The sequence below is a fragment of the Flavobacterium sp. UM26 genome, from assembly GCF_057922445.1.
Map to the genome: position 1 here is coordinate 37,477 of NZ_JBVHCY010000014.1, position 26,149 is coordinate 63,625.

The 26,149-nt window shown below is 37.4% G+C and carries 21 protein-coding genes; 2 read left to right on the plus strand and 19 right to left on the minus strand.

From position 1 onward, the window contains the following. Positions 1-253 precede the first annotated feature (253 nt). The 10 genes from ACZ1AQ_RS14440 to ACZ1AQ_RS14485 form a co-directional block, all read right to left on the minus strand. A complete protein-coding gene (locus ACZ1AQ_RS14440; protein ID WP_489633568.1) occupies positions 254-724 on the minus strand; it encodes a hypothetical protein in 471 nt (156 codons plus the stop codon). An 87-nt stretch (positions 725-811) separates the two neighbouring features. Next, positions 812-1,318: a hypothetical protein gene (locus ACZ1AQ_RS14445; protein WP_489633569.1), complete on the minus strand. Its 507-nt coding sequence runs from the start codon at positions 1,316-1,318 to the stop codon at positions 812-814. Between the two features lie 194 nt (positions 1,319-1,512). After that, positions 1,513-2,007, minus strand: a complete 495-nt coding sequence (locus tag ACZ1AQ_RS14450) for a hypothetical protein (protein WP_489633570.1) — start codon at positions 2,005-2,007, stop codon at positions 1,513-1,515. A gap of 360 nt (positions 2,008-2,367) precedes the next feature. Then, positions 2,368-2,571 (minus strand): hypothetical protein, encoded by a 204-nt coding sequence (locus tag ACZ1AQ_RS14455; protein ID WP_489633571.1) that lies wholly within the window; start codon positions 2,569-2,571, stop codon positions 2,368-2,370. A gap of 283 nt (positions 2,572-2,854) precedes the next feature. Continuing rightward, positions 2,855-3,904, minus strand: coding sequence for a type II toxin-antitoxin system antitoxin DNA ADP-ribosyl glycohydrolase DarG (gene darG, locus ACZ1AQ_RS14460; protein WP_489633572.1), 1,050 nt, complete (start codon positions 3,902-3,904; stop codon positions 2,855-2,857). Next, positions 3,901-4,545, minus strand: coding sequence for a type II toxin-antitoxin system toxin DNA ADP-ribosyl transferase DarT (darT, locus tag ACZ1AQ_RS14465; protein ID WP_489633573.1), 645 nt, complete (start codon positions 4,543-4,545; stop codon positions 3,901-3,903). The genes darG and darT overlap by 4 nt, the downstream gene beginning before the upstream one ends. 266 nt (positions 4,546-4,811) lie before the next feature. Then, positions 4,812-5,609: a hypothetical protein gene (locus tag ACZ1AQ_RS14470; RefSeq protein ID WP_489633574.1), complete on the minus strand. Its 798-nt coding sequence runs from the start codon at positions 5,607-5,609 to the stop codon at positions 4,812-4,814. A gap of 157 nt (positions 5,610-5,766) precedes the next feature. Then, positions 5,767-6,336: a hypothetical protein gene (locus ACZ1AQ_RS14475; protein WP_489633575.1), complete on the minus strand. Its 570-nt coding sequence runs from the start codon at positions 6,334-6,336 to the stop codon at positions 5,767-5,769. A 226-nt stretch (positions 6,337-6,562) separates the two neighbouring features. Next, entirely contained in the window at positions 6,563-6,838 is a 276-nt protein-coding gene (locus ACZ1AQ_RS14480; protein WP_489633576.1) for a hypothetical protein, read from the minus strand. Positions 6,839-6,857: 19 nt separating this feature from the next. Then, positions 6,858-7,613, minus strand: a complete 756-nt coding sequence (locus ACZ1AQ_RS14485; protein WP_489633577.1) for an NUDIX hydrolase — start codon at positions 7,611-7,613, stop codon at positions 6,858-6,860. 657 nt (positions 7,614-8,270) lie between these two features. Here ACZ1AQ_RS14485 and ACZ1AQ_RS14490 point away from each other — a divergent pair. Together ACZ1AQ_RS14490 and ACZ1AQ_RS14495 are read left to right on the plus strand one after the other, a co-directional pair. Further along, positions 8,271-10,601: a glycoside hydrolase family 3 C-terminal domain-containing protein gene (locus tag ACZ1AQ_RS14490; RefSeq protein ID WP_489633578.1), complete on the plus strand. Its 2,331-nt coding sequence runs from the start codon at positions 8,271-8,273 to the stop codon at positions 10,599-10,601. A gap of 299 nt (positions 10,602-10,900) precedes the next feature. Then, positions 10,901-12,013, plus strand: a complete 1,113-nt coding sequence (locus ACZ1AQ_RS14495; protein ID WP_489633579.1) for an acyltransferase family protein — start codon at positions 10,901-10,903, stop codon at positions 12,011-12,013. Between the two features lie 371 nt (positions 12,014-12,384). On the opposite strand, the gene ACZ1AQ_RS14500 is transcribed toward ACZ1AQ_RS14495, so the two are convergent. The 9 genes from ACZ1AQ_RS14500 to ACZ1AQ_RS14540 form a co-directional block, all read right to left on the minus strand. Beyond that, positions 12,385-14,544: a beta-glucosidase gene (locus ACZ1AQ_RS14500; protein WP_489633580.1), complete on the minus strand. Its 2,160-nt coding sequence runs from the start codon at positions 14,542-14,544 to the stop codon at positions 12,385-12,387. Positions 14,545-14,664: 120 nt separating this feature from the next. Beyond that, positions 14,665-15,597, minus strand: coding sequence for a sialate O-acetylesterase (locus ACZ1AQ_RS14505; protein ID WP_489633581.1), 933 nt, complete (start codon positions 15,595-15,597; stop codon positions 14,665-14,667). Positions 15,598-15,608: 11 nt separating this feature from the next. Then, positions 15,609-17,834 carry a glycoside hydrolase family 3 N-terminal domain-containing protein gene (locus ACZ1AQ_RS14510; RefSeq protein WP_489633582.1) on the minus strand — a complete coding sequence of 742 codons (2,226 nt, stop codon included), beginning with the start codon at positions 17,832-17,834 and terminating at the stop codon, positions 15,609-15,611. A gap of 5 nt (positions 17,835-17,839) precedes the next feature. Then, the gene (locus ACZ1AQ_RS14515) at positions 17,840-19,198 is read right to left on the minus strand and encodes an ADP-ribosylglycohydrolase family protein (RefSeq protein WP_489633583.1); all 1,359 of its coding nucleotides are present in this window, start codon (positions 19,196-19,198) and stop codon (positions 17,840-17,842) included. Positions 19,199-19,200: 2 nt separating this feature from the next. Continuing rightward, on the minus strand, positions 19,201-20,055 hold the full coding sequence (locus ACZ1AQ_RS14520) for an endonuclease/exonuclease/phosphatase family protein (RefSeq protein WP_489633584.1): 855 nt from the start codon (positions 20,053-20,055) through the stop codon (positions 19,201-19,203). A 22-nt stretch (positions 20,056-20,077) separates the two neighbouring features. Next, entirely contained in the window at positions 20,078-21,151 is a 1,074-nt protein-coding gene (locus ACZ1AQ_RS14525; protein ID WP_489633585.1) for a glycoside hydrolase family 16 protein, read from the minus strand. Beyond that, complete coding sequence (locus tag ACZ1AQ_RS14530) at positions 21,151-22,884, minus strand: cellulase family glycosylhydrolase (RefSeq protein WP_489633586.1); 1,734 nt, start codon at positions 22,882-22,884, stop codon at positions 21,151-21,153. The genes ACZ1AQ_RS14525 and ACZ1AQ_RS14530 overlap by 1 nt, the downstream gene beginning before the upstream one ends. A gap of 62 nt (positions 22,885-22,946) precedes the next feature. Next, on the minus strand, positions 22,947-24,416 hold the full coding sequence (locus ACZ1AQ_RS14535) for a glycoside hydrolase family 30 protein (protein ID WP_489633587.1): 1,470 nt from the start codon (positions 24,414-24,416) through the stop codon (positions 22,947-22,949). Between the two features lie 212 nt (positions 24,417-24,628). Next, a complete protein-coding gene (locus ACZ1AQ_RS14540; RefSeq protein WP_489633588.1) occupies positions 24,629-26,089 on the minus strand; it encodes a glycoside hydrolase family 30 protein in 1,461 nt (486 codons plus the stop codon). Positions 26,090-26,149 lie beyond the last annotated feature (60 nt).

Consider the following 26,149-nt stretch of genomic DNA (forward strand, 5'->3'; position numbering starts at 1 on the left):
TTGTTCATATATTTTAGATATTGCCAATGTTACGAACTGGTGGATTAAAGTATCTAGCGCAACACTTGTAATTATTATTAACTATTCAAATTTACTAATTTTCGTATAGTATGCATTAATTCAGTTACGCAAAGTATTCTGATATATCAAAAAATGTCGTGCTGCACTACGCATTCTATGATAGATTTATTTATTACTAAGAACACTTTGTGGAGCGGGGAAATTATTGAAGCGTTTTAAAAAGTCTATTCTGTTAACAACCACAATAGTAACTTAATACTATTTTACCTTTCAGTTCTTTAATTTCAAGATAACAGCCTGCATCGCCATCTTCTTTGGGTTGATAATTTGTTTTTGTTTTATTCCACTCACTGAAATCATTTTTAAAAAACCATTCAACGAATTTAACCACCTCGTTTTTGGAATAATTCGGAAAAATGATTTCTACTTCTGAGCCTGCCTCAGAACAGGAATTACTTTTCATTTTTATTCCCGTTCTAAATTCATATTCGCTTGCACAAACATCTTTTGAGTCAGTATATCTTTTCAAGATTTTCTCCGTTTTTTTGCCAATGTATTTTGTGAAATACTTTTCTTCGAAATCAGAAAAGTATTTGGCTTTCTCGATAAAAGCCTTTGTAGGAACTGGTAATTTATTTGTTTGTCCTAACAAGGATAAACTACTAAATGAAAGAAGTAAGGATATGAATATTAGTTTTTTCACGGATTAATGCTACTGTTTTTTTTGTCTTATTAACTGAGTTTATTACAAAATTAGCAATTGGCAGATATGGCTTTTAATGAAGGTTATTTAGGTCAATGTATATGGTTTACATTTTTCAAATACTTCTTCAAGTGCGTTCAATACTTCATTTAAAGCTAGTGTTTCATTGCGAAATACCACCGTATTATCAAATGAATTATATCCTCTATGGGTATTACTAAGCATTCTTCCTGAAAATAAAGGATTCATCGCTAAGTCAATATAAACAACTTGTTGGTTTATATTAAAGTATTCTTCAATCCTTTCATCATAATGTTCAAAATGATTACGAAATTTACGATCAAACAGAATATTTCCTTGTTCTATTTCGAGAATTTTCTGCAATCTTTCTCCACGAGATTTATATTTCTTATTAGGCGGCAAAAGTATCTTAGAAACGTTAGCAGCAGCTACAAGAATAGATTGAATTGAGCACCATACTTCAACGTTGTCTAAATTTTGATGAGTCGCTTTTAAACGTTCATTAGCTTTTCTTGCAATTTTTACTTGGAGTACAATTTCTCCTAAAAATACCATATCCTGGAGTCCTTTCATATTTCTTCTATTTATTTGATCTCTTTTTGAAAATAACTAATTACGCAAAGTATCTGACGAATCAAAAAAATAGCGTGCTATGCGAATATATCTGACTTAGGGGCTCTAATAACAAATCTATTTATTGTTTAAAACACTTTGCGGAGCTGGGGTCAGAGACATTCGCGCAGCCTTAACGACAAATTTATCTTTTACTAAGAACACTTTGTAGAGCGGGCGTTTTGTAATAATTCGATTAGTTCTTCAAGGTTTTTATTTTGCATTTTTACAACTGATTCAATTTTCGAATCTCCATTCGAAATTACAAGAATTCCTTTATTGTCATCTTCATATCCAATCGGTTTTATTGAATACATAATTAAATCTTTATCAAGAGTTCTTTTCCCATCTTTAAACCAACGATAGTCAGCGACATATTCTATTTGGTCATCATTAAATTGTATTATTTCTTCACCAAAGCTATTCCACAAACTGACGCGTAACATAAAAAAACCTATAAATGAAAACACTTCAAATGCTAAAATCCCTCCAAACTTTATTCCGTTTCCCTCAATAATATTCAAAACTATTCCGAATAGAGGAAGTACAAAGCAAAGAAATGTAATTATAAATAAAATGAGACGAACTAAAATAGGTAATTTTGCAACTTTAAGTTTTAATTGTTTTTCTTCAAACGAAAATTGATTCATAAGTTGTATTTTTTAATATAATGTGATTAAAATGAAAGCTAACGTTCTGGAACTACAACGGGAGACTTTAAAACATATACGTTTTACAAAACGATTTAAAATGGCTCGAAGTCAGAGACATTCGCGCAGCTTTAACGACAAATTTATCTTTTACCAAGAACACTTTGCAGAGCGGGGGGTTTAATACTCAATCAGTTCTTAACTATATTTGAAAAAAGGGTTCAACTTTAATTAAAAAGTCAAACCCCTATATTTTTAAACTTACACACTTTTTAGGATAGTGTCTTAATAAATTAAATACTGTTGCATTTATATGTTGAATCCACCAAATCAATTAAATCACTAAAGGAAAATTTCATATTACGCAGGATTAATTTTTATTACAGAAACATCGATTATTTTTATTTTTGGATTGTCAACTTCTTCCAGATCTACAAAATTTTCAATAATTGTCTTACTAGTATTTTCATCTATAATTAATTTCAACTTTTTTGTCCTTGTGTCAATTACTTTATATAAAGTTTCGCTCATTTCTATTCTACATACATCACCAATTTCTAACATATCGTTGTTTTTAAATTAAGGTTTCTGATAGTATTGCTTCTAACGGTCGGGTATTTGCTAAGAAGCGGTTTAAAATGCACTTTCTTTAGATTAAGCAACAAAGTTATTAAAAACCCCTAAAGTTTGGTTAAGCACTGAACCCGCTTTTTTGCAAATACCTTGTTACAAGCTGGCCTTCTTTTCAACAAATAGTTGAATCGTGTACTTACCAACGGTGTCGGTGTCTGCAATACAAGTGATTTTTATCGGCTGTTGGGTTTCTTGTTTTCAGAATGGAAGCAAATTATGCAAAATTCAATTTAGTTCCATAATTGTGAAGATGCTCCATAGCGATGCTAATATATTCTTTGGTTACTAAATTTTTCTTTCTTTCATTCCAGTCTTGAATTTTTTCAAATAATTGGTCTTCTGTCAACTTTGGATTTTCACTTATTAGGAAATGAGTCGAAGACAGAATCTCCAATGAAAGGGTTGTTTCAAATCCATCAATAATGGAAAATACACTTTCCAATCTTTGCTTTTGGTCTAAACTTATATTATTATTTATATATTTTTCAACCTCATCATATATTTTATAATTCAATTGCAATGGTTCAAATGCTCTTGCATTCATTTGTTCCATCCCTGTTAAATACTTGCCATTTAAAGCGTATAAAACTTTTTCTATAGCCTGTGCATATGGGCCGTATTTATATGGGACGAATTGTAGACGCATCTGCTCTCCACTTTTTTGTAGAAAATAAGCAAGTTTGTTTGCTGAAAAAATGGTTGCCACTTCTCCCAACTTTTCATATTTGAATAGAGCGTAGAGTAACATTGCTCTTGCGGGAGTTAAACCAACTTCTTTTTTTACAGCTTCTTTCTGAAGGATTTCTTTTACTGCGTCATTGGGTTCATATATTTGAATAATAACATTGGAAAACTGTCCTAAATATTTATCCATCATTGGTTTTACCTTTTCCCATTTCAATCCTCCATTTCCACAACCTAATGGTGGAATAGCAATACTCTTAATATTATACTCCTCAATTACCATTGCTAAGTCCTTTAATCCTTCTTCAATGTAGCTGTATTGAGACTTTTTAAACCATTCTGTTTTAGTTGGAAAATTGATGATTAGTTTTTCACCATTTAAAGTATTCTCTTTAACAACTAACATTTTACCAACTTGCATTTCACCCTTTTTACAGGCATTTGCATAGATTTTAAAATTCATAGGAAAACGTTCTTTAAATTGCAATGCAATTCCTTTCCCCATAACACCAACTGTGTTTACAGTGTTTACTAAAGCTTCCGTGTCAGCTTCAAGCATATTTCCTGTTATATATTTCATAAGAAATAAAAATTTGTTTTTATTTTAACGTCAATTGTTAATTCTTGGGCTTTAATTATTTTCTCAACTTGCTCTTTAATTGTTTCGTTAAGCACTGCAATCACTTTAATATAATTAACTGGCACATGGTCTTTCACCAAAAATTCTGCATGTTTTTTTCTTACTCTGTCTTCATCTCCATCAGCATTTTCATCACGAAAATCAGTTGTTTTTATTGACCGCCAATCTACATTATTCTCAATATCATTTAATTTTTTAAAGAATTTAGATATTGCTTTAGCTGCATTGCCGTTTGTATAACACCATTGAAAATCATCAGTAGCTAATTCACTCAATTTACAACAAAGGTAAATAATGTCTTTTTGCGGGCTAGCAGGAACGCCATGACCTGTTTTTATATTATAAAGCATCGGTGTTCGTACAGAAAAGTAAAAAGGAACATAATCATTCACTACGGTATCAGGATAGCATTTTACAATCCGAGTGTCTCTTTGAGTTATGATTTCCTGACTGCCAATAGTCACAAATCCACTGTCCTTCTTGCCTGCGTTTTTACAATGCAAGCCATCACGAAGAAGATATTCCAGATTTTGAACTGGAACAATTCTAAAGACCCATATTTTATCGATATCAACTGGCATTTTACATTACAATTTTACGAATTTATTTTAAATTTTAATTTAGTATTTCTATGTCTCTGTTAGATAACTGTCAAGATTAGCGTTTAAGTTTAAAGTCGTTTGTTAGTTGTTGGTCGTCGGTTAGAATTGCTTGTAACGTCTTGGCATTACAGCGGGTTTGGTACTAAATTAAGCTCTATTTTCGGATTTGCCAAATCTTCCAAATATAATACTAATTTAAAATTAAGCCTAATACCCAAATTGCTTGTAGCGTGTGTTGTGCACAGTTATTTTTGCGATTTTTTTGTTAGCAATGTTTTCATGCTTTCTGTAAATTTTTTTGACGTTTCTTTACTTAAGATAATTTGATTTATTAGAAAGGTTAAAATATCTTTTACATGACTTGCATTTTCTAAACAACTTTCATCAGATTCAGCATGAAGACCTTCACTTAATTGACTATGTAGGACACCTAAAGGATTCATGCCATTTGGGCGCAAAATAGTAGGCAATAAATCTTTAATCAGTTCAATTTTTTCTTGAGTTACTCTAGTTTTTTTAGTGTCTTCTAGTGCTTTTTGATATTTGTCTTTGTTTTCTTCATCTATTAATTCTGAAATAGATTCTAATAACTCATCTATAATATCTTCCGTTATTCTTCTGTAATAAGCAAATGCTCCTATTCCATATCCTTGAGATTCACAAACTAATCCTTTCTTAAATGTTTTTGCGTGCTTGCCAAGAGTTTTTTCTATATTCTTGTCAATTTTAATTTCCCATTGAGGATATTGACCAAATTTATATATGAAATTACGTTCTGGGCTTATATAAATATTGAATTCTCGAATGAAATCTTTGCAAGATTCACATTCATAAAGCAAATCAATTTTTTTATTGTCAGTTGGAACATTGCTATAACCATATCTTTCTTCAAATTCGTTTGACATATTAAACGTCTGCAATGAATTGCAATTATTACAATGCATATTTATCGGCGCTTTTGAAAGATAGTCCATTGTTCCTGGAACTTCCATTTGGAATTTTCTAAATAATGGGTAATTTTCTAAAAAATCTTTATTAGGCATATCGGTTTTCTTATAATTGTGCACAACGTTCCCGCGCTACACGCAGGCTGGGATTAAAGATGCGTATTCTTTCGGTTAAAAACAAATGTATCAAGCACAAACTATCTTCAAATTAAGCCAATTGCCCAGCTTGCTTGTAGCGTGTGTTGGGCAACGTTTATTCTCCTGGTTCTGATGAAGAAAGTGAAAAAATATACCACCTATTCTTTCGCTTAACCATTTCCATTTTCACATCTAAATTTTCTACTTCGTACTCAACAGTTGCATACATTCCGTCATTTGCAATTGTTTTCGGATTCTTGGCATTTTTAAAAAGAGTTAGAAAATTTTGCTTTGTCATTTCGCTACAATCTTGATTTTCGGCGTAATCTGATTTGTATTTTGAACTTAACTTACATAGACAAAGTGACTCAATATCTCCTTTTTCCTGTGGATCACAAAGACTGTAAAGTATGTCAAAATTTTTATTTTTTGCAGAATATATTATTGCCTCAACAATTTGTTCAGGATTCGCATAATTAAATTCAGGTGCTTTTTTCTGAATAGATTCTATATCTTTGTTAGGCTCAATTTTGGTTTGTCCATTTTCTTTTTTTTCTATTTCAAGTTCACGTTTAGTAAGCTCTAATTCTTTTTCTAAAAGTTTTCTTTCCTTTTCTGATGATGTTTCATTTTTACAACTAATAAGCACTAAAAATAGAATTGATAAGATTATTTTAAATTTCATTTGATTAAATTATAATTTATGTCGTCGTTTTTTTAAATGTTGCCCAACTTGCATATATACGAAACAAACCTTCGATTAGATAACCATAATCAGTTGGATGAGCAAAGCTTTATTTCACTTAATTGTTTCCCAAATATATTTCTTTTTCCTCAAAAAATATAAAATTTTTCTGTAAGAATGCAATCTGCAAAATCTCAAATTCAAAAATCAAATTCAAAAATCAAATTCAAATTCCAAATCCCAAATCCCAAATCCTAAATCTCAAATCCCAAATCCCAAATTCCAAATCCCAAATTCCAAATCCTAAATTCCAAATCCTAAATCCTAAATCCCAAATCTCAAATCCTAAATCCCAAATCTCAACTTCTAACTTCGCATAAGGGATAGGAATGGCATCCTTTGCTGGCGATTCTTTTAGCCAGCAAAGATATAATGGATAGCCCGACCCCGAGGAGCAGGGTGGTGTGGTTTGGTAGGGTTGTGTGCTCGGGGGTATGCCCAAAACAGAAAAAAATGTGCAATTACCAGCCTTGGGTGAGGCCGTTTTTTACGACTTCTTCGTAGCGTTCTTTGTCAAAACGGTACAAGTTGGGCGCCTTGTGTGCGACGTTGCTTTTCTTTTCGTCGAGTTTGATGAGGATGCCTATGGCCGTGATTTTTCGGAGGAAATTGCGGCGGTCGAGCTGGCGTCCTAGTATGGTTTCGTAGAGTTTTTGCAACTCGGGTATGGTGAATTTTTCGGGCAGCAGGTTGTAGCCTACGGGCATCAAATTGAGCTCGGTTCGGAGCGTGGCCAAGGCGGCGTCTAGGATTTCGCGGTGGTCCAAAATGAGTTCGGGTACGGCGCTGTGGTCAATCCATTCTACGACTTCTTGATTGCCCTCGGGTTGTGGCACGGTTTGCGAGAAATCGACCAAGGCGTAATAACCCACGGTGACAAATCGGTTCAAATACCATTGTGCGGCTTCAGGGCTTAGCCCATAAAATTGCACGACTTTTTGACTAAAATCGGACTGGTTGCGTTTCACTTTTCCGAAGGTGGCAAACTGGCGCAGGAAGATGCCTTTGACTCCCGTTCGTCCGTACAAAATAGAGACTGCAGCTTGGTCCAAATCTTCGTCTACGGGAACAAAACCGCCAGGCAACGCCCATTGGTCGGTGTATTTGGTCTTGTTCAAGAGCACTTTGAGTTGGTTGTTATGAAAACCAAAAATGACACAATCTATGGATAGTCCAGGTTGGAATTGGTCTTTATTCTCGAGTATTTTCAGTAACATCTGCATCTTCTTTAAATTAATACGCCGCTATTGTGAGCGCAATTTATTTTTTTTTGAGAAACAAAGCGGTAAATTTCTATTCAAGCCAAGTATTCCCTTTTAAAATTTCCGCCACAAATTACACGAATGCACACTAATTCATAACTGTTGGGTGAAAGTGAAACAAAATAAAAAAATAACCACACTTCGATGCCTCAGTGCAGGCTAGAATCATAGATAAAATTTTGTAGAAGAAAATAACAGAAATAGCACTATTTCTCACATAGGAATGGCTATGTGAATAGTAAAACGTCTATTTCTTTCTTTCAAAAACTATAAATTCTATGAAACTCCTATGTGGTGAAAAAATTAAAAGGACTTAGTGACAGTGCTTTAACCAAATAAATTCTCATATAGATTTTTTTGAAATAACTTCCTAATCCTTAAAATTTTACGTACATAAAACTATATTTCACTAAAAAAGAGGCTTTTTTTTGAGCGAAATGTTTTTTTAATCAAAAATAAATGTACATTGCGTCAAAATAACACATTACTATTTCACTATAAAACAAACTCTTACCGTTATGAAATCGCTATCAAAAACAGTTTGTTGCAAACAAACACCGATAAATAAAAAGCGATACCATATATGACCACTAACAAATAAATTTTACATATATGAAAAAAAGATATGTTTTGGGTTGCTTCTTTTTTGCCGTGCTCTCAGTGAGTGCGCAAACGACCGATTATCGTGAGAAAGCCAAGAAAATAGTGGCACAAATGACGCTTGAAGAAAAGGCTTCGTTGTGTTCGGGTGCAACCGCTTGGTCTACGCAGGCGATTCCAAGATTGGGCGTTCCGTCGATTTTTATGACCGATGGGCCACACGGTTTGCGCAAAGCAGAAGGTTTTGATTTCACGAATAGTGTTCCTGCGACTTGTTTTCCAACAGCCTCAGGTTTGGCTTCGTCGTGGAATAAAGAATTAGTAAAACGAGTGGGCGAAGCCTTAGCTACCGAATCACAAGCCAATGACGTACAGATTTTGTTGGGTCCTGGCATCAATATGAAACGTTCTCCGCTTGGTGGACGCAACTTCGAATATTTCTCTGAAGACCCCGTTTTGTCTGGAAAAATTGCCGCTGCTTTTATCAACGGCGTGCAAAGCAAAGGCGTGGGAACTTCATTAAAACATTTTGCCGCCAACAACCAAGAATTTGAACGTATGTCGAATAGTTCGATGGTGGACGAACGCACGCTGAGTGAAATCTATTTTCCTGCTTTTGAAATTGCGGTAAAAGAAGCCCAACCTTGGACGGTAATGTGTTCGTACAACAAACTAAATGGAGTCTATGCCTCAGAAAACGAATATCTACTGACCGAAGTTTTGAAGAAAAAATGGGGCTTTCAAGGTTTTGTAGTGTCGGATTGGGGCGCTGTCAACGACCGACCTTTGGGCGTAGCCGCAGGTTTGAACTTAGAAATGCCCGCCAGTGGAGGCTTTAACAATAAAAAAATTGTAGACGCGGTTAGAAAAGGCACTTTATCCGAATCGAAATTGGATGAAATTGTCATCGAAACCCTGGCCATCACACTAAAAGCCAAAGACAGTCACCAACAAGGTATCATTGTCGATAAAGCACTACATCATACTTTGGCAAGAGAAGCCAGTGCAGAATCGATTGTGCTTCTAAAAAATAGTAATGGCATTTTGCCCCTAAAAGCTTCTGCCAAAAAAGTAGCAATCATTGGCTCTTTTGCCAAAAAACCACGTTATCAAGGCGCGGGAAGTTCGCAAGTAAAACCTACGCAGGTAGAAAATGCTTTCGATGAATTGCAAAAATTAGCAAAAGGCACTACTTTCAGTTATGCCGAAGGTTATACCTCAGCGGGAGACACTAACGCTACTTTGCTTAACGAAGCCGTAAAAAATGCCAAAGGAGCAGAAACTGTTCTTCTGTTTGCAGGCCTTCCAGACGTGTACGAATCCGAAGGTTATGACAGAGCCAATATGGATTTGCCCGCAGGTCACAATCAATTGATTGAAGCCATAGCGAAAGTAAACAAAAACGTGGTGGTTATATTGTTGAATGGTTCGGCGGTAAGCACTCCGTGGAAAAAAGAAGTCGCTGCCATTGTAGAAGCCTATTTAGGCGGACAAGCTGGAGGTGGCGCCATAGCCGATGTGCTTACGGGCAAAGTGAATCCTTCTGGAAAATTATCTGAGACCTTCCCGATGCGTTTAGAAGATACACCAACGGCTATCGATTTTCCGTCAAAAGATGGTGTTGCGAATTACGGTGAAGGCATTTTCATTGGCTACCGCTATTATGACAAAAAGAAAATCGAACCTAATTTTCCTTTCGGATTTGGATTGAGTTATACCACTTTTAGCTATTCGGATATCAAAGCTAATATGACTTCTGCCAAAGATTCGGATGCGATTACTATCTCTGTAAAAGTAAAAAACACTGGAAAAGTAGCTGGAAAGGAAGTAGTACAATTGTATGTTCACGAAAAAGATGCCGCACTGAGTCGTCCTGAAAACGAATTGAAGCATTTCGAAAAAATAGCCTTGGCACCTGGAGAAGAAAAAACGGTACAGTTTCAATTGACCTCACGCGATTTTGCTTACTACAGCACAGTTGCTCACGACTGGATAGTGAAATCGGGTCAATTTGATATTCGTGTGGGAAGCTCTTCTAGAGATTTGCCTTTGCAACAAACATTGGACATTCAGTCCACCAAAATCCTTACGCCTGTTTTTACCCGCAACTCCTTGTTGAAAGAGTTCAAACAAACCAAAAACAGTGCAGTAATCTACGAGGCCTTGACGCGAAGCTTTACGGGTAGCACTAAAAAAGCGGAAACAGAGGAAGAGAAAAAAGCCGAAGCCTTTATGATTGCAATGCTTGCCGATATGCCTATCAATAAATTCCTCTTGCTCTCTGGTGGAAAATTTACCGAAGAACAGTTACAAGCCTTGTTGCAAGCGGCTAATGCTAAATAGAAATTTAATTTTATCTATAAAACACTGAGTTAATTGCTATAAAATAAATGTATAACCACATAGAATCATAGAACTATGCTAATGCTACAAAGAAAAAATAGAAATAGCACTATTTCCCACATAGCATAACTATATGAAAAGTAAAACGTCTATTTTATTTTTAAAAGCTATAAATTCTATGCCTCTATGTGGTGGAAAATAATTTCATAGAACAGTTTTCTATAAATTTTGGTTGTTATAAATGTTGTTTCAATTGAGGCTGTTTTGAGCGACAGCCTCATTTTTTAAAATCTTTGCCAATGCAAAATCCAACACTACCTACAAAAAAACATTACGCCATTTTAGATGGTTTGCGAGGAGTGGCTGCTATTATGGTGGTCGCTTTTCATATTATGGAGGCACACGCCACGAGTCGGTTTGACCAAGTAATCAATCACGGATATTTGGCGGTCGATTTTTTCTTTTTGCTTTCGGGCTTTGTGATTAGTTATGCTTATGATGACCGCTGGAGCAAAATGTCTGTAGGCGATTTTTTCAAAATCAGACTCATTCGATTACAACCAATGGTTATTATGGGAATGATTGTGGGCGCCTTGTGTTTCTATTTTCAGGATTCGGTTTTGTGGCCCAACATTCACCAAGTGCCGCTTTGGAAAATGCTGCTCATTATGGTCATTGGCTTTACATTGATTCCAGTGCCCACTTCAATGGATATTCGAGGATGGCAAGAAATGCATCCGCTAGATGGTCCAGGTTGGTCGCTGTTCTTTGAATATATTGGTAATATCTTATATGCCTTGTTCGTGAGAAAATTTTCGAATACCGCCTTGGCTGTACTTGTTTTTCTTTCAGGTTGTTTTTTGATTCATCTAACCTTGACCAGTCCCAACGGAGATGTAATCGGTGGTTGGTCATTGGTTCCTGAGCAACTTCACATTGGCTTTGCCCGACTTCTTTTTCCGTTTTTTGGTGGATTGTTATTGCATCGAATCGTGAGACTTACAACAATCAAAAATGCCTTTCTGTGGTCGAGTTTGTTGCTTGTCGTTGTTTTGGCGATGCCAAGAATTGGTGACAGCACGACTGTTTGGCAAAACGGATTATACGATTCGTTGAGCATCATTATTCTTTTTCCGCTCATCGTTTATATTGGCGCCAGCGGAACGATAGAAGGAAAAAATGCCTCTAGGGTTTGTCAATTTTTGGGAGATATCTCCTATCCTATTTACATCACGCATTATCCTTTAATTTATATCTACACGGCTTGGGTTGCCAATGGAAAAATCCCGTTTCAAGAAGCATTACCAATGAGTATTTTGACCGTAGTAAGCGCAATTGTTTTGGCCTATGCTTGTTTGAAATGGTATGACGAACCCGTTAGAAATTGGCTTAAAAAGAAAGTTCTTAAGTGATTAGTAATTAGTAATTAGTGATTAGTGATTAGTGATTAGTAATTAGTGATTAGCAGTTATTGAATAGCAGTTAGCTAGTAATTGGTGAATAGAAAACATTAATAAGTCGAAAAATTAGGAAGCAATAAAACCATCGAAGGGAAAATTGCGTATATCAGAAGATACGTCCCTAAAAAACAAAAGTAACACCTCAACAACATATCGACCATTGGCTAATAAAAAACTCGGATAAATACCACACCCCCAAACATCTTTCGCAACGAAAGCAAAACGATTTTTTTATTGTTAAAAGCCAATGGTTAACTTACCAAAAGAGCGATACTCTCACACAGAAAGTATCGCTCTTAGTTTTTATCAAAAATCTTAATGGTCTATTTAACTTGGACGCTTACCGAATTTACAATTTCTTTTGAGGAAGTTCCTAAATGAAAAATAAACTCTCCCGGTTCTACTCTCCAGTTGGCATTTTTTTCATCATAAAAAGCCAAATCTTTCACCTTAACTTTAAGCGAAACTTCTTTTTTTTCGCCCGCTTTCAACACTACTTTTTCAAAAGCTTTTAATTCTTTTTGAGGTCTAAGCACCGAACAAACGGGCTGACTAGCATACAACTGAAGTACTTCTGCTCCTTCAAGTTGTCCTGTGTTTTTGATGGTACATTTTAGCGTTACCGTATCGTTTACATCAAAGGTTTTTTTATCTGTTGCCACATTGGAAATTGCAAATGAAGTATACGACAATCCAAAACCGAAAGGATAAAGTGGTTCAATTTTCTTAGTATCATACCATCTGTAGCCAACTAAAATATCTTCTTCATAATTTACTTTTAAATCTCTTCCCGGATAATTTCCTAAAGCAACATCTGGTGATTGTTGTAAACTTACTGGCAAAGTGATGGGTAATTTTCCTGAAGGATATTGCTTTCCGCTCAACACATCCATCACAGCATTTCCAGCTTCCATTCCGCCGTACCACGCCCAAACAATTGAAGGAACACGTGTTTGAATTCCGGACAATTCCAAAGGAGAACCCGCAATAATTACCACAATGGTTTTCGGATTGGCTTTGGTTACTTCTTGAATTAAAGTTTCTTGTCCGTAAGGCAAACGCATATGAATTCTATCAAACGACTCCGAATCGAAATCGTGATTTAATCCTGCAAAAACAATCGCCACATCGGATTTTTTGGCTTGAGCCACTGCTTCATCGATTAATTTCCAATCGACAAAATCAGAATTCAATTGTCCTTTGTTGCTCCCTTCTCCTGGTGAAGATTGCTTATTGTAGCCTTGCGCATAATTAATTTGCAATTGGTTTCCGTACTTATTGGTAATCGCTTCCAATGGAGTGATTTCATATAAAGGCTTAATCTCGGAACTCAATCCGCCGCTACAGTGTTTTCTGGTTGCATTATCTCCAATAACCGCCACCGATTTCAAAGCATTCATTGGCAAAGGCAACAGTTGGTTTTCGTTCTTTAATAAAACTATAGATTCCACTGCCGATTGATACGCTAGCGCTTGGTGTTCCTTGGTATTCACACTGCCTTTGATTCTGGTTTTGGGATCTAAAACTTTCGTTTTAATCATCACTCGCAACACATTGGCTACTTTTTCATCTACTACGCTTTCTTTTACTTTTCCCTCTTGCACCGCTTTAATCAAAGGATCCGCAAAATACCATTCGTTATAATTGGTTTTATTAGTTCCCATTTCTAAATCCAATCCAGCCAAAGCCGCATTGACTGTACTGTGAGTTGCATCCCAATCCGACATATAAACGCCTTTGAATTGGTATAAATCGCGCAAAATAGTTCGTCCCAACAACATATTCTCCGTGCAATAATCACCTCTAAATTTATTGTAAGCGCCCATCACGGTTAACACTTTTGCGTCCATAACTGCAGCTTTAAAACCCGGCAAATAAATTTCGTGCAAAGCCCTGTCGCTCATCGTTACATCAATCACAAATCGATTGTCTTCTTGATTATTCGCCGCAAAATGTTTTACACTAGCCGCCACATCTTTGGTTTGCAAAGCTTTAATATAGCTAACCGTCAATTGAGAAATTAGAAAAGGATCTTCACTTAAATATTCAAAATTTCTTCCACATAAAGGACTTCTGATGATATTAATACCAGGTCCTAAGAGTACGTCTTTTTTTCTAAATCGGGCTTCTTCTCCCAAAACATAACCTCGTTGGGCAGTCAAATCTAAATTCCAAGTGGCGGCCATAGCAGTACCGGGAGGAAAACAAGTAACCGCATCATCTTTCCAACCAGCATATTGCCAATTGTGTCGGTTCATTTCGGCACGCACACCGTGGGGTCCATCAGACAAAGCCCATTCTGGTATGCCCAATCGTTTAATATCGGAAACATAAAACTTAGAATTACCGTGCAATAAACTCACTTTTTCTTGGAGCGTCATTTTTTTTACTAATGACTGAATTCGTTTTTCAGTTGTGGCCTCATTTTGGGAAAACGAAAGCAACCCAATTAATAAAACAAATAATAGCAATATCTTCTTCATAGCATTGATGTTAAAATTTAGCATTAGTTAAAATGAAGGTCACAAGCGCCAATAAAAACACCGTAACTTTCTGTATTACAATATAATGAAATTTAATCATGATACTCTATTTCGATTAGACTAATTGTGTTGTATTTCTGGGTGATAGTTATCTTTCTTGTTAAGATTTACAATGGCTTTGGCAAATTCTTTTCCCAAATCTATATATCCCTCGCTTTTATAATGGTATTTATCTGAATAAAGATACTTGGAGGTGCTTCGTACAATACGCACGTTGGGTTCGGTAAGGGCAAATTTTTCTTGTCCGTATTGAACTAATTCCCCAAAACCCCAAACTTTCCCATCGGGATCATCTCCAGAATCGGATATTTTTCCGATGACAATTGGTAAGTCATTGTTTCTAAAAGCGGCTCGAATGAGTGGCATCAATCGTTTCAAATTGTCATAATAGTTATTCGCAATTTGTTCTGTTTTATCGGCATCACTTTCGCCTTGCATCCAAAGAATTCCGCTAGGCACCAACACGTCTTCAACACCATCGCCATTGATATCCTTCACAGCCATAGCGGCTTGCACTGTTTTTAAAAAATAATCGTATTGATTTTTTACTCTTCTAAAATCAGGCTCCCAAGATCCAAAAAAATTATTTCCGCTACTATCAATTGCTGAACCGTTTCGGGCATATTTTATAATGGCAATCTTTTGATTGGGATATTCCTCTTGTAATTTTTGAACAAAAGAAAGTTCAACCCCAAATCGGTCAGAAAGTGTATTGCTTTTGCCATCCGAAGCAAAACCCGTTCCGTGGCCAGGTTGCAAAACGGCCCACTTTCCTAAACCGCCATTGGCATCATTATCCCCAACTGGATTGCCTTGATATATAAATGCATTTTTACTTTTTTTGCGTAAGGCTTCTGGTAACTCTTTCACATAGCCAAAGCCTTCCATATTAGATTGTCCTCCCAAATAATATACTCTGATGGTGTCTTTTTTTGTTTGAGCGAAAAGCACAAAAGGCATCAAAAGAAAAAAGGTCAAATTTTTCAATTTCATTTTTTCAAAGATTAAAATACTAATTCAAAACTGTCTTTCAAGCGAATATCGGCGGATGAAGATCCTAACTGCACTTCGAACGCACCCAGTTCAGGTGCCCATTCTAATTTGGCATTATAAAAGGCTAGTTTTTCTTTATCAATCGTAAACGTAATCTTTTGCGAAGCTCCCGCTTTTAAAAACACTTTTTGAAAATCACGCAACTCTTTTACCGGACGCACTACGCTACCCACTTGATCTTTTAGATACAATTGCACCACTTCTTCTCCATCGAATTTTCCAGTGTTGGTAAGGGTAAACGAAACGGTTATGGTTTCATTTTTCTTCATTACTTTTTTAGACAATTGTAAATCGGAGTAGTTGAAAGTGGTATAACTCAATCCGTAACCAAAAGGAAACTTCGGACTGTTTTTTAAGTCGATATAAGCCGAAACATAATTCGTAGCCGTTTCGTTCGGCGCTGGTCTTCCGGTATTGAAGTGATTATAATAAATTGGAATTTGTCCTTCTTCTCTCGGAAAAGACATTGGCAATTTTCCTGAAGGATTATAATCGCCAAACAACACATCAGCAATGGCATTCCCCGCTTCAGAACCCAACCACCAAGTGTACAAAATAGCAGGCACTTGATCTGCTGTCCAATTAAAAATAAGTGGTCTTCCCGCATTGACCAATACGACTACTGGTTTGCCCGTGGCTTGAATGGCTTTTACTAATTCTTCTTGTACTCCTGGCAGACGCAAATTGCTACGGCTTTTGGCCTCGCCACTTTGATCTCTTCGTTCGCCAATGCTCAAAATCACCACATCTGCTTGATTGGCCACGGCAATAGCTTCTGCAAAACCTTCTGTATTGTCGCCTTCGATGTCGCAACCTTTGGCATACAAAAGTTGTGTGTTCTTCCCTACTTTATTTTGCAATCCGTCCCACTGCGAAACAATCTCTTTGGTATAATCCAATTCTGGTAATTCTACCGACCAAAAACCCATATTTTGTTTGTATTCTTTCACCAAAGGACCAATAAATGCAATGGTTTTGGTCGATTTTGAAAGTGGTAAAATTCCTTTTTCGTTTTTCAACAAAACAATACTTTTGGCCGCCATTGCTCTTGCCACTTTTCGATGTTCGGGATTGTTTAAGGCTTTTTGTTCGCGTTCTTCATTATTGAATTTGAAGGGATCATCGAACAATCCCAACTCGAATTTCTTGCGCAGTATCCGTTTTACCGCATCATCAATCATAGCCATTGGTACTTTTTTCTCTTTTACCAATTGTGCCAAATGATAACGATAGGCATTGCTTTCCATATCCATATCGCTACCCGCTGTAATCGCGGCCAATGCTGCTTCTTTGTTATCTTTTGCATAACCGTGATTGACCATTTCGCCAATAGAGCCCCAGTCTGAAACTACGAAACCTTTAAAATTCCATTTCCCTTTAAGGATATCGCGTTGCAAATAGGCATTCCCTGTGGCTGGAATTCCGTTCAAGTCATTGAACGAATTCATAAATGTTGCCGCACCCGCATCTAAAGCAGCTTTGAAAGGAGGCAAATAGGTTTCCCACAACATTCGATTACTCATATCAACCGAATTATAGTCGCGTCCGCCCACCGCAGCACCATAGGCCGCAAAGTGTTTGACACAAGCCATCACCGAAGTAACGTCTCCTAAATTTCCTTGAAAACCTTTGACTCTTGCATAAGCAATTTTAGAACCCAAGTAGGTATCTTCTCCAGCACCTTCCATCACACGACCCCATCTTGGATCTCTAGAAATATCGACCATAGGCGCAAACGTCCAGTGAATTCCGGCAGCCGCAGCCTCTGTAGCAGCTATTCTTGCTGTAAGTTCCATCGCCTCCAAATCCCAAGAAGCAGCTTCCGCCAAAGGAATTGGAAAAGTGGTTTTGTATCCGTGAATCACGTCTTGACCAAACAACAACGGAATTTTCAAACGCGATTGCATTGCCAATTCTTGATATTGTCGCGTATATTTGGTACCTAAAATATTCAACATAGAACCAATTAGTCCTTGTTTGATTTCGGTTTGTTTGTTGGGATTAATGGTGATAGGACCAGTAGCAGCATTATCACCAGTATACTGATTAAGCTGGCCTATTTTTTCTTCCAAGGTCATTTGTCTTAACAACGCCTCGACTTTTTGATCAATATTCTTGGATTGTGCAAAAACCAGCACATTGCACCCCAAAAATAGCAGTAGTATTACCTTTTTCATTTTCTTTAGTACTTATTTAGTTGTGGAATGATCCACACATTTTTTTTAAAATCGACGCTTCCTTTGCTTTCTTCTTGTACGACTCTATCGATAATTTCAATTCCTTTTTGAGCCATATTTTCAAAAGTGTCGATGCCGTTGTTTGGGAATCCCATTCGGGTTCTGTGAATATTAAATTGATTTGAAAACTTTCGATTAAAGGCTTTTTCAATACCTTCTTTACCCAACATAAAACCTAATAAACCTCCCCAAGTAGCTGTAGGATTATCAGAATCCCAACCTGCTAATGTTCCTATTTTAATCGTTTCGACGATATTTCCTTCTCCATAAAAAAGGCTGATTAAACTCGAAGCGAAATTAATTCCAGAAGCAAAGCAACCATTGCAATACCGATTCTTTGAAGTCATATCGTAACCGTCTTTTTGTTCGACTTGATAGCGCTGGTACACCTCATCTCGGGTTTGTTCCCAAGGTATGTTTTTCAAATACCTGCTTTTTACAAAATCATACATTTTGCTAGCATACGAATCTTTAGGAAGTTGCTTTTTAGCAACCTCAGCCATCCAAAGAATACTGTCCTTGTTTGATTTTTTGGTATCAGCAACAGAAGCCAAAGCATACATAGACACATAAAAATTAGCAATCCATTCGGAGTCGTATCTAGCGGTATTTTGAATGGGCAGTTTCGCCATTTTCAAAGCAATATCTGGTCTTGATGGCGCAAAAAAACCAAAAATTTCGGTGGTCAATTGTGCATCAATCATTTCGTATTCAGGATTATTCTTTGGATCTCCGGTAGCAGGAGGAATCATTCCAAGTTGCATTAAATCAAATGCTTTTTGGTTGGAAACCCACAAATGATTTTCCTCTTCTTTTTTAATATGCCGCAACCATCCCTCTCTTATATCTTCGCCTGAAAGGATTGATTTTTGCTTGGTATAAAGAAGTTCTTGGTAGATGTATTCTATGTCGGTATCATCATCGGAACCCCAAATACCCTCAGGACCTACAAAAACAAAATCGATGTTTTTAGACAAATCACTCGGAACACCTTGTCCCCAAATACTCGGCTGATCTGGTTTTCCCCAATCCAATCGGGTATAAAATTTACCCGTTTTGATCTCCCCGATATCGCCAATTTTGTCCATCTCGGTAACCAAACCTGTCCAATTGGCAATGCATTGTCCTAACCAAAAACCATAAAGCTTGTCTTTATAATCCCTTCTGGAAATGACCAAATCAGTAGTTTTAGGCAGAGTGGTTGTAACCACAGATTTTCTTTTTTTAGTATTTTTTTGATTTTGACTGTTTAAGGAAACACTCCAAAACAAAAGCAAAACAGCTATGGCAACGGGGTACTTCATCCCTATTTTTTCTTGTTAACTACCAATTCTACATAAACTGGAAAATGATCTGAAGGATAGCGCAAGTCTTTAGCATCTGTCAAAACCGCATATTTTTGAACGGTTAACCCGCTATTTTTTGACAAAAAGATATAATCGATTCGGTCTTTCACCGCCACATCATAACGAAATCCATTAAAAGTTCCCTCTGGTCCAAAAGGTTTTTCTTGAGATAGTTCTCTGGCATCTTCCATCACTTTTTTCAATTCCAAAATTCTACTCTCGTTGGGAGTCGTATTGAAATCGCCCATAAAAATAACGGGGTAGTTTTTAGTATTTAGCTCGGCTATGGTTTTTGAAATAAGCTGAATTCCTTTGGTACGGGCTTCCTGACCCATATGATCCAAATGCGTGTTGAATACCCAAAGGAATTGCTTACTTTTTTTGTCTTTCAATAAAACATAGGTACATACTCGATTGCAAGCAGCATCCCATCCCATAGAAACCTGATTAGGCGTTTCGGACAACCAGAAGGTGTTGGATTGTAGCAAATCAAATCGGTCTTTTTTAAAAAACACACAGGAAGCTTCTCCTTTTCCTTCCAATTCTCTACCAATTCCAACCTTGACATACTTAGCAAAAGCTTGATTCAAATCCGTTACCTGATTAGGCGTTGCTTCTTGTACCCCAAAAACATCGGGGGTATAAAACTGCAGTTGCGCAATCAAAAAATCCTTTCGGTGCGACCAATCATTGAGCCCATCACTGGCTATATCCAAGCGGATATTGTAGGTCATCACTTTTAAAGATTGTGCCGAAACTGTTACTCCAATCAACAGTACTAAAAGTCCAAGGATTTTGTTTGCTTTGCTTTTCATCAGATAATGGAATTCGTTTGTATTAATTATAGACTCTAATATAATCAATTTCGAAAGTAGATGAAGTAAAATTAGGATCTACGTCTCCACCCCAAACACCACCCATAGCCAAATTGGCAATCAAGTAGAAATTTTTATTGAATGGAAATTTATCAGAATTTTGAAACGTGTAAAACAACACATCATCTACATAAAATTTGATTTCGGACGCAGACCAATTGGCTTTGTAAATATGAAACTCGGTGCTGCTGTTTGGAACTTTTATGATTCCGGTATCAGGAGTAGCTCCAGAACGTCCTGGCGAATGCAATGAGGAATGGTTTTGATCCAAATTTTTTCCAACCGATTCTAGTATATCTATTTCTCCACAAGCTGGCCATCCTACTGTTCCAATATTGGCACCAAGCATCCAAACTGCTGGCCACGTTCCCACTCCAACAGGCACTTTGGCTCTAATGACAATCGTTCCATAGGTAAATTCAAACTTGCCATTGCTCTCGATTCTTCCTGAAGTAAACTTCCCTTTTCCATAATCTTCTCGATGAGCAGTAATTTTCAAAACGCCATTTTCGACGATTAAATTCTTGGAGCGATTGGTATACGATTGCAACTCATTATTTACGCGTCCTGGATCCCAAACTTGACTATTCCATTTGGAAGGATCAGGAGCTCCGTTTACGTTGAACTCATCAGACCAAACCAATTTTGATTCTACTTTTACCGTTACCGAAATAGTAGTATTGATGTATTGTGTACCATTATAAGCCGAAGCTAAAATTGTATAACTATTCGTGCCAACAGTTTTAAAAACATAAGCATAATCGGTAGTGGTCAAATCAATCACTTTGCCTTCTATCAATAGTTTGTATGAAGTAGCATTGGTGGCATTAATTTTAAAATTAACTTTTCCGCTTCCGTCACCGGCAGGGTTTTGCGCATCGGCACCCACAATAGTTGCGGTAACCGAAAGATTGGAAGGCGTTGGAATAACAGGTTCTTCAGAACCGCTACCCGAGCCACTACAAGAAAGAAAAACCAATAAAAATAAGCCTAAAGCAAAGCCTATTTTGGTATTAAAAAGATGTATTTTCATCATTAGTTCATTTTTTTAAATTCTAAATAAATAAATTGGATTCCTCCTTTTTCAAAAACTATTCGTATTGGTGTATCCCCTTTTTCTAAAGCAATGTTGGAAATCGTGACAGTACTATACTTCTCATTGTTTCCTGTAGCGGGAAGCAGAACACTTTCTGTTTTTTTGTTATTCCCAAAAACCAAATGCACTTGCCCCTCGGTTGTGGCACTAGCATAAGTAATGCTAACTGAATACGTAGCTTTCTTTTTGGAAGTTACGGTGTATTGCAGCCATTCTCCCGCCTCAATAAATCCTACTTGAAAACCGTTGCTTTCTTTATTGCTTGAAGAGATTATATCGACCCCATCATTTCGAAGAGAAAAACCTTTGTTGTAAGGGGTGAATTTTGTGCCATCGATATTTTGAAAATCGGTATCATAATAAGCTACTCCTTGTGTCCCCAAATCATAATTGGTAGCCAAAATTCGAGCTGGAAGTAAGTGTTTTTTGAAGGCTTTGGCAGTAGGATTTTGTACTTGTCTGAACATAGCGTCTACCACATCTGGTCTAATAGTAACCTTTTCTAGCTTGTAATTATTTGCCAATTCCATCAGGACTTTTTTGGCAAAAGCTGGACTTGGTTTTGATTTTCCATCTTTCCAATAATCGAGCAATTGCTGATAGCCTTTTGGCTGAGTTACCGAAGTTACACCGGCAATACTTTCTATTTTTTTCATTGGCCAAAAAGCCCAACCAATATTGTTTTGCTCTACCAGACTAATGGCATCTTTGAACCAAACGTTGGAGTTTTCGCCACTTTCGCCCAACCAGATCGGAACATCGTATTGGGTTCTGTAATCCAACATCGTTTGAATGGAAGCTTGGTCATTGGTATTCCAATATTTGTGAAAACTCAATGCCAAGTTATCATCCCAAAGCGGAAAAATTCCGTTGTAGTTATTGCCCCAACAATTGCCTTCAATAAAAATCAAATGGTTTTTATCAATGGCTCTAATGGCCTGAGTGGTCTCCATTAGCAAAGAACGTAAAGGACCATTCGAAGCTTCGTCGCAGCCATTGGCATTCGTTCCGGTAAAATTCCAATTGGGCTCATTGATAATATCATAGGCGCCCACCCAAGGATTGTCCTTGTAGCGTTCGGCTATTTTTTTCCAAAAAGCAATCATTTTATTGCGATTAGCAGCACTCTCCCAGAGCGATGGTTTTGACCCATCATAGTCTGATATTGCAGCATCTTTTCCTTGACCTCCGGGAGCTGCATGCAAATCTAAAATCAAATATATTTTATTGGCTTCGCACCATTTTAGCAAAGCATCGGTGCGTTTGAAACCTTCTTCAAGCCAGGTGATTTCCCCATTTTTTTCGTTTTCAATAGCGGGTGTATACAAATTATAATGCATGGGCAGTCGCACCGAATTGAATCCCCAAGCAGCCAAGGAATCAATATCCTTTTTGGTGATGCCGTTGTCTTTGTAGGTTTGGTAAAATTTTTCGGTGGCCTCAGCGCCAATTGTAGCTAAAATTTTTTCTTTAATCTTGTATTGTGGTCCGGCAAAATTGCCCGTTTTGAGCATGTAGCCTTCTTGCACCATCCAACCTCCTAGACCCAAACCTCGAAGTACTATATTTTGTCCTTTTCCATCTACAATCTTTTGATGGTCTCTGTGTAAAAAGCCTTGAGCCCATCCGATTGTTGGCAGACAAACGAGAAGAATAAAAATTATTTTTTTCATTTTTATTGTGTTTAAAATAACCCTTTCAAAGTTTGATACTCTAAAAGAGTTGTAAAGAAAAACTACCAAACAAATGTGGCTACAGCACCCGCATCAAGTGAGGTGGTTACCCATTTTCCGTTGTTTTTAATATTAAAAATTTCGTTGGTATTACCATCGTTTTCTACAATCAGAACTTTTTTACCTGCTGGTGTTTTGAAAGCCACATTGTTTAAGTTTCCTACTACGTTACTGCCTATTCGAACAGAACCTGCAGGTACGAATTTAGAAGCATGAGCAATGATATAATAGGCAACATTACGATTGAAAGATTCGCTAGTATTTACTGTTAATGCACCTTTGCAAGTAGAACAGCCACCATTAGTGTGCGGCCCGAAAGTACTGTTGTTGGCCAAATTCCATTCTAATGCATTTTTACTCCAATTGCGCATAGAGCCAATGATTACATTTTTTACATGCCATTTTAAATCCCCTCCAAAATCACCATCAGCTCCTGTGTATTGTTCTGTGAAATAAACATTCTTGGTAGGAAAAGCATTGTAGATTGAAGAAAGTGCATTGATGTTTCCAGCATACAAATGATAGGCTGAGCCGTCTACAAATGGAGCTGCTGCTGCATCGCTAAAAATGGTATTTGCATATTGTATATTGTCGCAATTGTGGTCGTAAGCGATAATCTTGGTGGTAATTCCTGCGGTTTTAAAAGCAGGCCCCAAATTGTTTTTGATAAAATTGGCTTGTTCTACGGCTGTCATAACCATACTTGGATTATTACCGCCGTGCAAAGGTTCGTTTTGTGGCGTAATCGCATCGATGGTGATGCCCTCAGCTTTCATAAGTTGGATGTATTTTACAAAATAGTTTGCGTATACTCCATAATATTGTGTTTGTAAACTTCCTCCAACGAAACTGGCTTTGTCTTTCATCCAAAGTGGTGCTGACCAAGGCGTTGCAAGAACTTTAATGTTTGGATTGATGGCTAAAATTTCTTTTAAAATTGCAATCACGCCATTTTTATCTGGGGCCAAACTGAATTTTGACAAAGTCAAATCGGTATCGCCAGCAGGAAGGTCATTGTAAGTGAAAGGAGCCGCATTCAAATCTGAAGCACCAATACTGATACGAATGTAGCTTACGCCGATACTAGTTGCTGAAGAACCAAAAAGTTCTTGTAACAATTCCTTTTTCTTGGTAGCAGTCAGCTGGTTGATGACATCGGCACTCCCACCTGTTAGGGTATATCCAAATCCGTCGATGGTTTGAAAAGTTTGGGCCTCGTTTACTTCGATAGAGGCATAAGCATTGGGCAAAGTTCCAAAAGCAAGAATCGCATTTTGTTTGGTCAATAGTACGGATTGGTCGCCTTTGGTAAGCCAATACTCTACTTCGTTTTTGGTTGCGGGTGGATTGGGAGTAGGTGGTGGTGTGGGACTTGGATCTCCTCCATCGCTTGGGGACGAACAACTGATTTGCATGGCAATCGCCATGCTATAAAGTAAGTATCGTGTTATTTTGGTTATTTCAAATTTCATAAGTAGGAATGTTTATAGAATTTTAGTGTTAGTTTTTGATAGGAATGCTTTGCTGCCAAAAAATCACTTTTGATAGCTGCCTAGCCCCGACAGGAGGGATAAGCAGCTGAGCCGGGGTTCGGCTCGGCTGCTTAGGAAGGATGGCGGGAACGTTGCCTACAGGTACTGCCTGATGTTTCGCTCCTGCTTTTCCTATTCCTGTTGTTGCTGTTTTAATACAGCAAGGTCTGAATACTATGTGGTGGTATTGTGGTTACGGTTTTCTCGGAAGCAATCATCAAATTGTAAGTGACTTCTTTGTCGCTTTGGTTCATGACCACGGTGACCATTGAGCCATCTGTATTTTGAAATGATGTGCTGATTAGGCTACTGCGGCTTGAAGCGGTGGCTACTCTGCGCGCTTGCGGACGAATGAATTTGGCAAAATGACCAATATAATAATAAGACGGCGTGTAGATTAAGGCTCCCGATTGAGAGTCGGCATGGATGGGCGCGAAGCAAAAATTCCCCACATGATTAGGTCCTCCGTTTTCGTCGAGGAGGATATTCCAATCGGTCCAAGCTACAGTTCCGTTATTAAAATCGTGTATCATTGAGGCTCCGTATCGTTCGGCGTTAGGCCAAAATTGGTATTTTTTGGCGTCGAATTTTTCGATACAACCTTCGGTAAAAATGAGATTTTTGTCTGGGAAGGCTTCATGCACTTTGGCTACGTTGTCATACATTGGCGCGCCTCCTGCCCAAGTTTCGTACCAGTGAAATCCCATTCCCCAAGCGTACTTAGAGGCTTCGAGGTCGGTAAAAATTACATTGGCTCTTTGGTTCATCAAATCGCGGTTGTGGTCCCAAACAATTATTTTTTTGTTGCCTAGTCCTTCTTTTTTTAAGGTTGGCCCTAGGTAGTTTTTCAAGAAGTCTCTTTCGGCTTCGGCAGAGAAAACACAAGATTCCCAAGTTTGAACTGCCATAGGTTCGTTTTGAATGGTCAATCCCCAAATAGGCATTCCTTCTTTTTCGTAGGCTTTGATGAACTTGGCGTAATAATTGGCCCAAGCTTGGTAATAGTCTGGCAAGAGTGTTCCGCCTTTTAGCATTTGTTTGTTGCTTTTCATAAAGGCTGGTGGGCTCCAAGGAGAAACGTAGGTCACTATTTTTCCGCCTGCAGCTTGAGTGGCTTGCTTAATCATTGGGATTCGGAATTGTTTGTCGTGCGCAATAGAAAATGTTTTCAAATCCTTATCGCCTTCTTCGATATAAGTATAGCTTCCACTGCTAAAATCAGAACTATGAATCGTTGTTCTTAGCAATGAATAGCCTATGCCTTTTTGTGTATCGTAGTAAGCGGTTAAAAATTCTTGCTGTTTTTCTTTTGACAACTTGGCAAACACTTCGGCACTTGCATCCGTGATGGCGCCACCAATTCCCATCAAGGATTGGAATTTACGTTGTGGCTCTACAAAAATGGAAACTTCGGTTTCTAACGGTTGCGCTGCTTTTGCAAAAACCAAATGGGCTGTAGGGCTTAATCGCAAGTCGGTATTGGCTGCTGTGGTGTAAACGGTTACTTTTTTTCCAGCTGCTGTAAACGCTTGTTTTCCTTTGCTTTCCTTTTGTTGTGCAAAAAGGGTCCCTATAAGAAGCAAACAGAATAGAGATATAGCCGATTTATTCATATGTGTTTATTTATTTTAATGCCTAATACTATCTTCTTATCTAAGCTGGTTCCTTTTGTT